This is a genomic window from Rhodococcus sp. NPDC059968, from assembly GCF_042738615.1.
GTDB lineage: Bacteria > Actinomycetota > Actinomycetes > Mycobacteriales > Mycobacteriaceae > Rhodococcus_F.
In genome coordinates this window covers 28,345-40,495 of record NZ_JBHWUE010000024.1, presented here as the reverse complement: position 1 = coordinate 40,495, position 12,151 = coordinate 28,345, and the positions used below count along the sequence as shown (strand labels likewise).

The 12,151-nt window shown below is 67.0% G+C and carries 16 protein-coding genes; 4 read left to right on the top strand and 12 right to left on the bottom strand.

Annotation, left to right across the window (positions count from 1 at the left end; genetic code table 11):
• Positions 1 to 19: 19 nt before the first annotated feature.
• Complete coding sequence (locus ACFWAY_RS20510; RefSeq protein ID WP_005249980.1) at positions 20 to 175, bottom strand: DUF6131 family protein; 156 nt, start codon at positions 173 to 175, stop codon at positions 20 to 22.
• Between the two features lie 54 nt (positions 176 to 229).
• On the bottom strand, positions 230 to 424 hold the full coding sequence (locus ACFWAY_RS20505; RefSeq protein WP_378456965.1) for a CsbD family protein: 195 nt from the start codon (positions 422 to 424) through the stop codon (positions 230 to 232).
• A gap of 232 nt (positions 425 to 656) precedes the next feature.
• Between ACFWAY_RS20505 and ACFWAY_RS20500 the strand changes: the two genes are divergently transcribed.
• Both ACFWAY_RS20500 and ACFWAY_RS20495 read left to right on the top strand, forming a co-directional pair.
• On the top strand, positions 657 to 1,364 hold the full coding sequence (locus ACFWAY_RS20500) for a TetR/AcrR family transcriptional regulator C-terminal domain-containing protein (protein WP_378511881.1): 708 nt from the start codon (positions 657 to 659) through the stop codon (positions 1,362 to 1,364).
• A gap of 30 nt (positions 1,365 to 1,394) precedes the next feature.
• Positions 1,395 to 2,042, top strand: a complete 648-nt coding sequence (locus ACFWAY_RS20495; RefSeq protein ID WP_378511880.1) for a hypothetical protein — start codon at positions 1,395 to 1,397, stop codon at positions 2,040 to 2,042.
• 184 nt (positions 2,043 to 2,226) lie between these two features.
• On the opposite strand, the gene ACFWAY_RS20490 is transcribed toward ACFWAY_RS20495, so the two are convergent.
• Entirely contained in the window at positions 2,227 to 3,030 is an 804-nt protein-coding gene (locus tag ACFWAY_RS20490) for an MBL fold metallo-hydrolase (RefSeq protein ID WP_378511879.1), read from the bottom strand.
• Positions 3,031 to 3,158: 128 nt separating this feature from the next.
• On the opposite strand from ACFWAY_RS20490, the gene ACFWAY_RS20485 reads away from it, so the two are divergent.
• Positions 3,159 to 4,310, top strand: a complete 1,152-nt coding sequence (locus tag ACFWAY_RS20485) for a helix-turn-helix transcriptional regulator (protein ID WP_378511878.1) — start codon at positions 3,159 to 3,161, stop codon at positions 4,308 to 4,310.
• Between the two features lie 59 nt (positions 4,311 to 4,369).
• Here the strand turns inward: ACFWAY_RS20485 and ACFWAY_RS20480 are convergent, their stop codons facing one another.
• The 3 genes from ACFWAY_RS20480 to ACFWAY_RS20470 form a co-directional block, all read right to left on the bottom strand.
• Entirely contained in the window at positions 4,370 to 4,606 is a 237-nt protein-coding gene (locus ACFWAY_RS20480; protein WP_378456960.1) for a hypothetical protein, read from the bottom strand.
• An 87-nt stretch (positions 4,607 to 4,693) separates the two neighbouring features.
• The gene (locus ACFWAY_RS20475) at positions 4,694 to 5,023 is read right to left on the bottom strand and encodes a branched-chain amino acid transporter permease (protein ID WP_378456959.1); all 330 of its coding nucleotides are present in this window, start codon (positions 5,021 to 5,023) and stop codon (positions 4,694 to 4,696) included.
• Positions 5,016 to 5,759, bottom strand: coding sequence for an AzlC family ABC transporter permease (locus ACFWAY_RS20470; RefSeq protein WP_378511877.1), 744 nt, complete (start codon positions 5,757 to 5,759; stop codon positions 5,016 to 5,018). Before ACFWAY_RS20470 ends, ACFWAY_RS20475 begins: the two co-directional genes overlap by 8 nt.
• 77 nt (positions 5,760 to 5,836) lie before the next feature.
• Here ACFWAY_RS20470 and ACFWAY_RS20465 point away from each other — a divergent pair, with 77 nt between their 5' ends.
• A complete protein-coding gene (locus tag ACFWAY_RS20465; RefSeq protein ID WP_005254660.1) occupies positions 5,837 to 6,277 on the top strand; it encodes an Lrp/AsnC family transcriptional regulator in 441 nt (146 codons plus the stop codon).
• 1 nt (position 6,278) lies between these two features.
• On the opposite strand, the gene ACFWAY_RS20460 is transcribed toward ACFWAY_RS20465, so the two are convergent.
• Genes ACFWAY_RS20460 through ACFWAY_RS20435 form a run of 6 tightly spaced genes read right to left on the bottom strand, consistent with a single transcriptional unit; the run spans position 6,279 to position 12,151 of the window.
• Complete coding sequence (locus tag ACFWAY_RS20460; RefSeq protein ID WP_378511876.1) at positions 6,279 to 7,358, bottom strand: MSMEG_0565 family glycosyltransferase; 1,080 nt, start codon at positions 7,356 to 7,358, stop codon at positions 6,279 to 6,281.
• A 1-nt stretch (position 7,359) separates the two neighbouring features.
• A complete protein-coding gene (locus ACFWAY_RS20455; protein WP_378456956.1) occupies positions 7,360 to 8,208 on the bottom strand; it encodes a carbon-nitrogen hydrolase family protein in 849 nt (282 codons plus the stop codon).
• A 5-nt stretch (positions 8,209 to 8,213) separates the two neighbouring features.
• Positions 8,214 to 9,470 (bottom strand): MSMEG_0569 family flavin-dependent oxidoreductase, encoded by a 1,257-nt coding sequence (locus ACFWAY_RS20450; RefSeq protein ID WP_378511875.1) that lies wholly within the window; start codon positions 9,468 to 9,470, stop codon positions 8,214 to 8,216.
• A complete protein-coding gene (locus tag ACFWAY_RS20445) occupies positions 9,470 to 9,772 on the bottom strand; it encodes an MSMEG_0570 family nitrogen starvation response protein (protein WP_378511874.1) in 303 nt (100 codons plus the stop codon). Before ACFWAY_RS20445 ends, ACFWAY_RS20450 begins: the two co-directional genes overlap by 1 nt.
• A complete protein-coding gene (locus tag ACFWAY_RS20440) occupies positions 9,765 to 10,721 on the bottom strand; it encodes a carbon-nitrogen hydrolase family protein (protein ID WP_378511873.1) in 957 nt (318 codons plus the stop codon). The genes ACFWAY_RS20445 and ACFWAY_RS20440 overlap by 8 nt, the downstream gene beginning before the upstream one ends.
• Positions 10,718 to 12,151, bottom strand: coding sequence for an MSMEG_0567/sll0787 family protein (locus ACFWAY_RS20435; protein ID WP_378511872.1), 1,434 nt, complete (start codon positions 12,149 to 12,151; stop codon positions 10,718 to 10,720). Before ACFWAY_RS20435 ends, ACFWAY_RS20440 begins: the two co-directional genes overlap by 4 nt.

Here is a 12,151-nt window from a genome sequence, read left to right as displayed (position 1 = left end):
ACCCCGGGACGGCTGTGGGTCAGTAGTAGTGGCGTCGGCCCGCGACCGCGTGGCCAGCCATGCCCATGACCTCGAGCACCACTCCGATGATGATGAGCGCTATCCCGATGTACAGGAGCACTGGGACGCTGAGGACCAAGCCGACTATGGCGAGGATGATTCCGAGAATGATCATGATGACGGCCTGATTTCGGGACGGGGGTCGAGATTCGGACTGGTGTGGGTGCGGTCAGTGTTTGAAAATGCCTTTGATCTTCTGCCCTGCCTGCTTGATCTGGTCGCCGGCTTGCTTGGCTTTGCCCTTGGCTTCCTGTGCGCGTCCCTCGGCTTCCATGCGCTCGTTTCCGAGCGCCTTCCCGACGGTCTTCTTGGCGGCGCCTTCCGCGGTTTCAGCTTTGTGGCGAAGCTTTTTCCCGATACTCATGGCGGTGTTTCTCGTTTCTCGGTTGCGCGGCGGGCGCGGACCAATGGTCGTTCGTCAGCGGGTGTGTGTCACCGCTGGAGTTCAACACGCTTGCGACTCCGACGATCTCGGACGATCATGACGGCCTCCTGTGGCCCACGTTGCATACCCAAGTCAACGCCGGATTTCGTCGCATGTCAACACTGTAGATCTACGGTTTAGGCCTACAGTTGAAGCGAGGGAAGGTGTCGTGATGGCGGAGATGCCTGCGCGTCGTTCGATCCACTCCGACGGTGGCCCGATCACCCGTGAGCGGATACTCGAGTGCGCGCTCGAGATCATCGACCGTGACGGTATCGACGGGCTGTCCATGCGCCGCCTCGGTAAAGCACTCGGCCGCGACCCGATGACCCTGTACCGCCACGCCCCGAACAAGGCGGCGTTGCTCGACGGGGTCGCCGAGCGTGTCGTCGAAGAACTCGAGGTTGATACCGACGACGGCGACTGGGCCACGCAGCTGCGGGAGGTCGCGCGGGGCTTTCGCCGGCTGGCTCTCGCCCATCCTGAGGTGGTACCGCTACTGGTCACCCGGCCGCTGTCGACACCGCTCGGGCTCAGGCCGCTCGGCACCCTGCGCCCACTCGAGGACATCCTGGCCCTGCTCACCAAGGTGGGGTTCACCGACGCCGATGCCTTGCACGTCTATCGGGCGTTGTTCGGCTTCCTCTACGGCCACGTCCTCAACGAGTTGCAGGAACTCGTCGAGCGCCCCGACGAGTCCGACGACCTTCTGCGCCTCGGCCTTCACCGCCTGCCGATCGGCGAGTTCCCTCTACTCCGGGGCCTGGCACCGGTACTGGCGTCCTACGACGGCGCCGCCGAACTCGAACGTGGAGTCGACATCCTCCTCGCCGGCCTGACCGCGACGCTGACGCCGCCCGACCCTCCGCCGGGCCGGTGACGTGAACGGGCGCCGGGTACCGTCGCCGGCGTGGCTCTCATCCATCAGGCTCAGCTGTCCCCGTCCAAGGCCGCGTTGCTCGGTGACTGGGTTCCTCGCCAGTCCTGGATCGGGTCCGCCGACGCGTCGGCGCTCGAGGTGGTCGGTGCGTACCGGTTCGACGATCCGGCCGGGGAGGTCGGCATCGAAACCCACCTGGTCCGGACGGCGGACGGGCAGGTCGTGCAGGTGCCGGTGACATACCGCGGTGCCCCGATGCCCGGTGCGGAGGCGTCGTTGATCACCACGATGCAGCATTCCGTGCTCGGTGAGCGCTGGGTTTACGACGCTTGCGTCGACCCGGTGTACGTGAGTGCGCTGGCGACGGCCATCCTGACGGGAGGGACCGAGGCGGAACTCCAGTTCGCCGCACCCAGCGAGCGTCGAGAGGTGACCACCAGGGTGTCGGGTAGCGGCTCACCAAGCTCGGCCGTACCGGTCGTCGGTGCCGTGACCTGCGCGAATGAGGGAACGACCACCGTCATCGCGACGGACGAGATCGGCGTGCGAGTGTTCCGGGTGATCGATCCGGATCAGGTCGCGGCTCTCGGCTCACACACCCTCGAGGGCACCTGGCCTGGCCGAGGCGCGCCGGCGCTGCTCGCGATCGCATATCCGAAGGAGCACGACGAGGTGTGACGTCGGAGGGGCGGAATATCTCCGAAGGCGGTACTGTTGAAGCCGTCGACGGTGTCGGACATACCCCGGGTACCACATTAAAATTGTCGCCGAGTGCGACCACTTGCCGAGAGGCGATATGACGGCACCGTCGCAGAGGCCGCCGGCACCTTCAGGTGTCGGCGGCTTTCTTATGCCGTGATCCTTACCCGACAGTCTCGAATCCGGCCAGCATCTGCTCGAGGGCGGCCTGGTCGGGCCCGACGAAGGGATCCGACTTCGGTGCCTCGGCGAGCATGTCCAGAAACTCGGCGGTGCGTCCGTCCGCCGGTGGGAGGTGGGTGCTGAGGATCCAGCGGGGATCGAGCGAGCGCAGCGCGGCGACGGTGTTCAGGAACTTCGTCTCGTCCACCAGGTGCACCCAGGGGCTGTCGACGGTGGCCCACACGTGCTGCGCGGCACGGACGGCGCCGGGTGTGGAGTACCCGACGTCGTCGGCGGTGGCGAGTTCGGCGGTCTCCATCGGCGCCCCGAAGCAATCCGACGAGAAGTAGGCTTCGCTGCGGTCGTCGTAGAAGCCGACCGTGCTGGGATTGTCGAACAGCGGCGGACGCAGCGCCGTCAGTGTCCGATCGCCGACGTCGAGGGATTGACCCGGATTGAGCAGGTAGACCCGGTCCATCGGGACGGGCCGTGCGCACGACATGATGCCGACGCCCGTGAACGTCGTGATCAGGCGGGCGCGTGGCGCCGCGTCGAGCAGATCGAAGAGCGCGCCGGTGTGATCGCGGTCCGGATGTGTCAGCCAGATCCACTCGACGTCCGCCGGGTCGAGCGCCGATCCGAGGGCGTCCATGAAACCGCGTTCGGGCAGGGTCAGTCCGGTGTCGACGACGACGGGTTCGGCGGCGTGAAGCACGTAGGCGTTCACCGGTAGGTGCCCGATCCCCGGTACTTCCAGTTCGTCGCCGAGTACCGTGATGTCGCGTCGGATTCTGTTGATACGCATGGGATCGCCTTTCGCTCGTCGTGACCGTCACGAACTGGACATCCCTGACGCTAGGAGCGATGGAACGCGCGCACCATTCCACAATTCTGGTATTTCCGGAGGCCGATCCCCGCTCGTAGGATTGACTGGTGAGCGTGGATTCCGCGCAGTGCGCGGCAGACAAGATCGCACGACTGTGCGCCGCCCCACGCGGTCTGGTCTCGCTGTGGCAGGCCGCGTCGGACGTCGTCGCCGCTGTCGTCCCGTACTACTGGACGCCGTGCTGGTTCACCCTCGACCCCGTGTCCTTGCTGATGACCAGTCACTATCACCCCGGCATGGACGAGTTTCCGGTGGAATGGCTGGCCGCCGAGTACTACGAGGACGACGTTCAATCCGTCCCCGACGTAATGCGTTCCATCGAAGGGATTTCCACGCTGCACGAGGCCTCGAACGGTGATCCGTCGAGAAGTCCGCGCTGGCTCCGGAACCGGACGCTCGGTGGCGACCAGGAGCTGATCGTGCGGCTGCGCACCCACTCGGGAGAAACATGGGGAGCGCTGTCGCTCTATCGCAACGAGGGGATGCCGGTGTTCTCCGAAACCGAGAAGTCGTTCGTGAAGGAGATTGCGCCGGCTCTCGCGGGCGGTGCCCGCCGTGCACTGCTCTTCGGGCAGGCCGAGGAACCGGAGTATGCCGATTCGCCGGGTCTGCTCGTCCTCGACGAGAACTGGAACATCGAATCCGCGACGCCAGGGGTCGACCGGTGGATGCTGGATCTGCCGGGCGGGGACTGGGATCGCGGTCGGTTACCGGCCGCGGTGATCACTCTCGCCGGTCGTGTGCTGCGCGGTGTGGAAGACCGCGACCGGCTGGGCGACGTGGCCATCTCGCGGGTGCTGTCGCGGTCGGGAGCGTGGGTGGTGCTGCACGGCGCCTGCCTGACGTCGACGGGGCGGCGGCGTATCGCGGTGATCGTCGAGCCGGCTCATCCGAGTCGTCTGTATCCGCTGCTGATGTCTGCGTACGGGCTGACCGAGCGTGAGAAGGAAGTCACGTCGATGGTGTTGCAAGGGGCGTCGACGTCGCAGATCTCCGCCGAGCTGTCCGTGTCGGCGTACACCGTGCAGCAACACCTGAAGAGCATCTTCGACAAGACCGGCGTGCACAGTCGGCGAGACCTGGTCGGGAAGGTGTTCTTTCACCACTACGAACCGCGGTTCCGCGACAACGAGAAGCGGACCCTCGCAGGCCGGCCTGTCCGAGGTGGTCCCTGGCCGACGCAGACCGTGCCCCGGTAGACCGGTTCTACCGGCAACCGGGGCACGGTCCTGATCGGGCGGCGGTCAGGGGCCGGAGCCTACTGTTCCTTCTTCAGGCGGGCGGCCAGCATCGCCTTACCCAGGTCGCCACCCTTCCGGCTGACGGCTTGGGCGCGGCGGAAGAAGTCGGCCAACTCGGCGTCGCCGTCCATGTCGGCGTCCGAGATGTAGCCCTCGAGACGCAGGGCGTTGCTCAGTGACGCTTCGACGAACCAAATCAGGTTGTAGTCCTTGTCCCGAACACCGGTCACCGAACCTGCGTCTTGTTCACTCATCAGTGCGTCCTTCCCGAGAAACGGCCGACTGTCTTGTGGTTCCTGCCTACCCGTGTGGTTGCGTCGTAAACGTGAGGCGCGCCGGGCTCAGGCGAATACCCAGTTCATCAGGACGACGTACAGCCCGGTCCCGACGACGATCGAGAGCACCGCATTTTTGCGCCACAGGTGCACCCCCGCCGTCGCCCCCACTGCGATCAGTTCGGGGATCCCGTGCGACGGGGCGGTGACCGAGACGTTCTTCAGGGAGTACGCCACCAGGATCAGCATGATCCCGGCCGGCATGTAGACACCCAGATGGCCGACGAGTGCAGACGAGCGCAACGGCATGACGATCGCGAAGGGGACCGCGCGCAGAGCGAACGTGACGATCGCCATGATCGCGATGGCCGAGAGGATGTAACCGGCGTCAGGCATCGGTGCGCACCTTTCGCCGGGTGAAGAAGTAGCGGATGACGAGCAGGCTCACGAAGGCGAACATCGCTATCGGCAGCATGTGTTCGGGGTCGACGAGTCGCGCGATCAGCGCGCACATCACCGCCATCGAGGGAACCGCGAAACCGCTCTGGGCCCGGATGGCCTCGATGGACAGCACGACGAACAGCGCGGTCAGCGCGAAGTCGAGACCGACGATGTTCTCCGGGATCCATTGCGCCGCGGTCGCTCCGAGCATCGCTCCACCGATCCAGTACGAGTGGAGATACAACTGCGAGTACACGATGACCCGACCGGACATCGACTTCCGATCGCCGGTGACCGTCATGGCGTAGGCCTCGTCGGTCAGCGCGAACATGCTGTAGAAGCGGGCGAGCCGGCCCTTGACTCGGTCGAGGGGAAAGCTCAAGGCGTAGAACATGTGCCGGAAGTTCACCAGCAATGCGGTCAGCGCGATGTACGGGAGCGGCGTCATCGCGGCCACCATGCCGACCGCGATGAATTCGAGGGAACCGGCGTAGATCAGCGAGGTGAAGACCATCGCCCACCACGGGTTGAGGCCCTGCTGGACGACGAGCACCCCGAGGGCGATGCCCAGCGGAACCAGCCCGATTCCGACGGGGAGGGACGCCTGCAGGGCGCGACGCCACTCCGGGGGCTGCCGGGGGTCGGGGTCGACGACTGCGGTCGTCGAGAGGGTTGCTGGATCGATCACCACGCAAATCTATAGCAACTATCCCGGTGCACGATTGCGAGCAAATGCCCATTCTCCGCACTCTGCGCAATAGTAGTTCAATGGATGACATCGATCACGCAATTCTGGACCACCTGCGGAACGACTCCAGTCTGACCAACACGGAATTGGCGGATCTCGTGGGTCTGACCCCTTCCCCGTGCCTGCGCCGGGTCAAGAAGCTCGAGGCGGACGGAGTCATCACCGGTTACCGCGCCATCGTCAGCCAGGAAGCGCTCGATCGGGGTTTCCAGGTGATCGTCACCGCCGAGATCGGTGTGAACGATCAGGCGACCATCGAACAGTTCGAGTCCCGGGTCGCCGCCTTCGACGAGGTGATCGAATGCCGGAGGCTGTTCGGGATCCCCGACTACTTCATCCGGGTAGCGGTCCGCGACCTCGCGACGTACGAGAACTTCATGGCCACCAAGCTCAGCGGGCTCCCGGCGGTCTCGCGGGTCACCTCGTTGATCACGATGAAGACCATCAAGAGCGCCGACTGAGTCAGCGGTGTGCCGCGACCTCTCGGTAGAACTCGAGATGTTTCTGCGCGACGTCGTCCCATCGATGTGAGCGAGCGAAGGCGCGCCCCTCGTCGAGGGAGGAATCGTCGGCGGGTTCTGTCAGGGCACGTGCCATCTCTTCGTGGGTGGACGCGTACCGGACCGTCCCCCGAAAGACCTCCCGGAGGACCGGCAGGTCGCGTGCGACGACGGGAACGCCCGCCGCCAGGGCTTCCATCGCGGCCAGCCCGAATCCTTCCTTGGTGGAGAGGAAGGCGAACGAGTGCGCCTGGGCCACCAGCGAGGGGAGTTCGGCGTCGTCGATCGTTCCGAGGATGGTCGGTGTCACACCCAGCTCCGCGGCCCGTCGGTCGAACTCGTCCCGGTACCCACGGTAGTCGAACAGGGTCTCGCCGCCCGCGAACACCAGCCGCAGGTCCGGTCGCTCCTTCATGAGCAGTGCGTACGCCTCCACGAGGTCGATGCTGCCCTTGCGCGGCTCGATACCGCCGACCGCCAGCACATAGTCGCCCAATTCGCCGGCCCACCTGCCGCGGCGCTCGGTGTCCTCGCGGGCTTCCTCGAACCGGGCGGCGTCCACACCGTTCGGAATGACGGCGCAATCGAGACCCCACCCGAGGGAGACCTCTCCGGCGACGGCGGCGGAGACGCAGATCCGCGCGTACGGATCCACGATCGCGCGCTCGTGGCAGGCGGCGAGCGCGGGCGTCGTGAACTGGTCGAGATGGTGGATGGTTCGCACGCACCGCCCGACGGCGTTGGCACTGATGCAGTCCTGCGCGTGAATGATGTCGTAGGCCTCCGGTGTGAAGGCGGCACGCATCGTCTCGATGGATCGGAGGATCCGCTCACCGACGGTCTCGTCGTCGACGTGTGCGAAGGGCACCACCCGCACGGCGACCGTCGGGTCGACCGGACGGAAGAAGGCGGCGTCGCCGTGCCTGCCCAGGGTCCAGACCGTCACGTCCGCGCCCTGCCGTGCGAGGGCCTCGGCCAACGCCAGCGTGTGCACGACTCCCCCGCGCGGTTTGGTCGAATAGGTCAGAAGCGCGATCCGCACGTCAGTGTTCTCCTCGGTCCAGCAATCTCCGATAGGTGTCGATGCGGCGTTCCTCCAGGTGCCGCAGCACCTTCCTGGCCCGGTCCACCTCGTAGTCGACGTCGAGTTCGGCGACGGCGAGGCCGCCCTTCGTCCCCGTTCGCGCGAGCACGTCGCCGCCCGGGCCCACCACCTTGGCCTGACCGAGGAATCGCAGTCCACCCTGGATTCCGGTCTGGTTGGACGACACGAGGACCACCTGGTTCTCGGCGGCCCGTGCCGAGTCGTAGAGGTCGAACAGGCGTGATTGCCTGTCCTGCGTCATGCGCGCCGCCCGGTCCGTGATGCTGGCCGGCCACGCGGACAACGCGGCGATGATCCGCGCGCCGTCGAGCGCGAGGGTGCGGGCGGATTCCGGGAACGTCTTGTCGTAGTCGATCAGCATCCCGATCCGGCCCACCGGTGTGTCGAAGGCGGTGAAAGAGTCACCCGCGGCGTACGCCAGGGATTCCCCGGCCGGCTGATGCACCTTGCGGTGACTGCCCAGCACTCCGTCGCCGGTCACGCAGGTGGCGGCGTTGTATCGCACCCCGTCGCACAGTTCCGTGTACCCGATGCAGACCGTCATGCGGCCCGCCATCTTCGCGACGGCATGCAGCTCCGGGCTGTCCGCGGCGAGCGCGGGCGGGAGCTCCTCCGTGTCCGGCCGCCGGAGATCCGAGATGTAGCCGCCGAGGCAGGCGTCGGGCAGGACGAGCAGGTCCACCCCGTCGTTCGTCGCACTCTCGATCAGCGCCTGCAACTTCAGGAGCGCGCGATCGATGTCGCGGCCGAAGTGCCCCGCCAACGCTGCCAACCGTGTCGTCACCATAGGCGTCAGGCTAGTGTCGCCGTCGCCGGCAACACACCCGCCTCCAGTTCGATGCGATCCGCCAGATACTCCGCGTCCCGCGCCACTCCCGCGAACCGTCCCGAACCCCACGTGTGCTGCCATGGAAGGCCGAGGAAGTACAGCCCGGGCACCGCGGTGACGCCGCGGTTGTGGGTGGGATGGCCCTCACCGTCGAACACGCCCGCGCGGAGCCACCGGTAGTCGGTCCGGAAACCGATGGACCACACCACCGACGTGATGCCCGACGTCGGCAGGTCCAGCTCCGTGACCTCACGTTCGGGGCGCCAGACCGGCACGTAGCGGTCCTCGTGCGGCGCGTCGATGCCCGCGCGGTCGATGTAGGCGTCGATGGAATTCTTGATGCTCTCACTCACGGTGTCGGCAGCATCCAGCGACGACTCCAGGGTGGGCGCGAACCGCAGGGATCCGTCCACGACGTCGAGCAACCGCCCGTACAGACGCATTCCTGCGAGCGCAAAGGCGCGGAGGTCGATGTCGCGGCCACCGTCCCGGCCGGTGACGTAGTGGTTGGTGTTCTCCCGCTTGCCCAGACCACCCGGGTGATCGGCGATCGAGACGTCGTAGGTGCCCATGTCGTGCAGCCAGGCCACGCAGTCCCGGCCCCGGTAGAACCGCGCGACCCGCGGCGCCCCACCGGTGACGAGGTGGACGGTGCGACCCGCCAGATGAAGATCCTCCGCGATCTGGGCGCCCGACTGGCCGTTGCCGACCACGAGAACCTCGCCCGCGGGCAGGTCGCCGGCGCTCCGGTACTGCGACGAGTGCAATTGGGTGATGTCGGCGGGCAGCCGTTCGGCGAACCGGGGCACGACCGGAGTGTGGTACCCGCCGACCGCGACCACGACGTGGTCGGCGTGCATCGAGCCGTCCGTCGTGTCCACGTCGAACCCTCCGGAACCCGACTGCCGCACCGCGACCACCGTGACCCTCTCGCGCACAGGAGGATCGAAGGTATCGGCGTACCCGCGCACGAACTGGTAGGTCTGCTCGCGGTTCATGAACCCGTCGGGATCGCCGCCCGAGTAGCTGTATCCCGGCAGGCTGCACTGCCAGTTCGGGGTGACGAGAGTGAAGCTGTCCCAGCGACTGTCGCGCCACTCGTGTGCGATCGACTCTCGTTCGAGCACCACGTGGTCGATTCCACGCTGCACCAGATGCCAGCTGATCGACAGGCCCGCCTGGCCGCCGCCGATCACGACGACTGTGTGTTGTTCGGTCATCACGACTCTCCGGGGAGGGAAGCCGGGTTCATCTCGAGGACCCGGACGAGGAATTGGGGGTCGAGGGTGCGGCCGGCGCGTTCGAGTTCCTGCATCTGCTCGGACGCGGACGTGCAGTACATCCCGAACTTGGCGCGGACCCGCTCACTGGCCTCGGTGAGCGCCGTCGTGGTGCGTGTGAGGAAATCGGCGACCGTGTAGTCCTCACCGGCCACCAGGTGGTCGTGCATGACCAGCGACGGCGAGTAGCAGGACTGGGTGCGTCCGTCCGGCCACCGCACCGTGAACGTCATCTCAGGCATCGACGGGCTCCAGTTCGGCTGTCGTGGTGCGGAGGAACGACGGTCGCGCCGTCGCGTCGAGGCGGGTGCCGCTCACCCGGTTGTCCGCGACGACGTCGCCGTACAGTTCCGGCCGGCGGTCCCGGAGGTTGTACATCCCGCCGCTGCGAATCGCGTCCAGTTCGGCCCGCACATCCAGCGTGGCCGAGGCGAGGCCGGGTTCCACGCCTGTGGTGGCGAGGATCTCGCCGCCCGGGCCGACGATCTTCGCGCTGCACACGAACCGGAGCGACCCGAACGTCCCCGCCTGATTCGACGCCACCCAGACCACCTGATTCTCCGTGGCCCGCGCGCGGTCGTAGATGTCGAATCTCTGCTTCCACCGGTCGTCTTCGGGATTCTCGACCCGGTTGGTGCGGGCGGTGGGCCACGCCGACAGCGACGTGATGATCTCCGCGCCGTCGAGTGCGAGCGTCCTCGCGGCCTCGGGAAAGGCCTTGTCGTAACAGATCTGCATGCCCATCCGTCCGACCGGTGTGTCGAACGCTTCGTACTTGTCGCCGGCGCGGTAGCAGAGGTTCTCCCCCAGCGGCTGGTGCACCTTGCGGTACGAGCCGAGTATCCCGTCGCCGTGCAGCGTCACCGCGGCGTTGTACCGGTCGGCGCCGTCGGCTTCGCAGAACCCGAGGGTGATCACCAAGTCGCCGGCCATGTCGGCGACCCGCCGGATCTCGGGCCCGTCCAATTCCAGTGCGGGCGGAAGGCTGCGGAGTCGACGCTGCCGCTGCTCCTCGCTTTCGTCGCCTCCGCCCAGGCTGGGCAGGTAACCGCCCAGGCAGGCCTCCGGAAGCACGAGTAGCGAACTCCCGGCTGCCCGCGCCTGCTCGATCAGTTCACCGATCGTGCGATACGCCTGTTCCATGTCGCGGCCGAACTCTGCTGCCGCAACGGAGATTCCGATGTCAGTCATGCTCTTCCCAATCCTGTGACCGTGGAGTGCACCACGCGTGTCGTTACGCCGTCGGGCCAGCGAAGGCTGACCCCCGGCTCAAATGTCAATTCCCCGCAGACGCCCGAGGTGGCCGGTCCGGCGGGCGCCACCGCGCTACCCCGCCGATCGGCAGTGACCATCGCGAACCCGGGAAAGCACGTCATCCAGTCACCCGCCGTAGTCCCCGGCGGTCGCGGGACCGATGCGACGTCGAGGACGGCGCCCAGTCCACTCGCCTCGGCGAGCATCCCGGTGGTGCCCGCGATCCCCGCCATGCTGATGTCCTTCGCCGCGGCGGGGCGGGTGCGGGCAACGAACGAGGCCATGTCCCGCAGTGCGTCCGACCTGCGATGGGACGTCGAATCCCACTGTTGTCCGGTGTATCCCGGCCGCCATCGTCCGCCGAGATCTGCCGTCAGCGTGAGCTCGTCGCCGACCCGGCCACCACCCGCGGGCACCGGATCCGGGGTGCGTCCGAGCGCCGTCACCGACAGCGCCGCGGGAACACCGAGTTGGGTGTGGCCGCCCAGTACCGGTACGTCCCACGCCGCCGCAGCCCGGCTGAGCCCACGGATCACCTTCGACAGGATCGACGTGTTCGGTGCGCCGACGGAGTCGAGCATTCCGACCGGGACGGCACCCATCGCCGACAGGTCGTTGAGGTTGACGAGGGCGGCGCACCATCCGGCCCACTCCGGATCGCGTTGAACCATGGCGGGCAGGATGGCGTCACACGCCGCGATCAGGTCGCTGCCCGGTACCGGCGCGCCGTCGTCGCCGCGGAACCCGCTGCCGCCGAGCGCATCACCGTGCGTACCGAAGGGCGCCAGGGTGTCGGCCAGACAGGACTTCGTGCTCTGGACCAGACGCTCGAGGCGATCGATCGGCCACGTCATGTGCACGTGCGGGGCGCCCGCCACCGTGACGTCTCCCATCCGCGTCCAGCCCAGGTGCGCGAACATCGTTTCGTTCCGACTCTGTACGGTGGCGTCGAACCGCAGCACACCACGGGATTCGGCGTGAGCGCAGGCGGCGCGCACGAGTGCCTTTCCGATTCCCCTGCTGTTCCGGACGTTTCGACCCACCACCAGGCGGCTTCCCGCCCACCACCCTAGGTCGGTGCCGTCCGTCATCGGTGCGAGGCGAACACCGCCGAGCACCTCGCCCGTGGTGCTGATCGCCACTAGCACCACGGTTCGGGGGTCGTCGTCGACATCGTCCCGGTCGCTGGCGGTGAACAGTCCCTGTTCCACGACGAACGTCTCACGCCGCAGTCGTCGGTACGCCTCGGTCATCACCCGACCGGTGGCGGGTTGCACGAGGAAGCTTCGCTGTGACTCCTGAATCGACGGCCCGGTGAGGACGGCGAAGTCGGAGGGAGTGCTCTCGGCGGTCGGCAGGTCCCACAT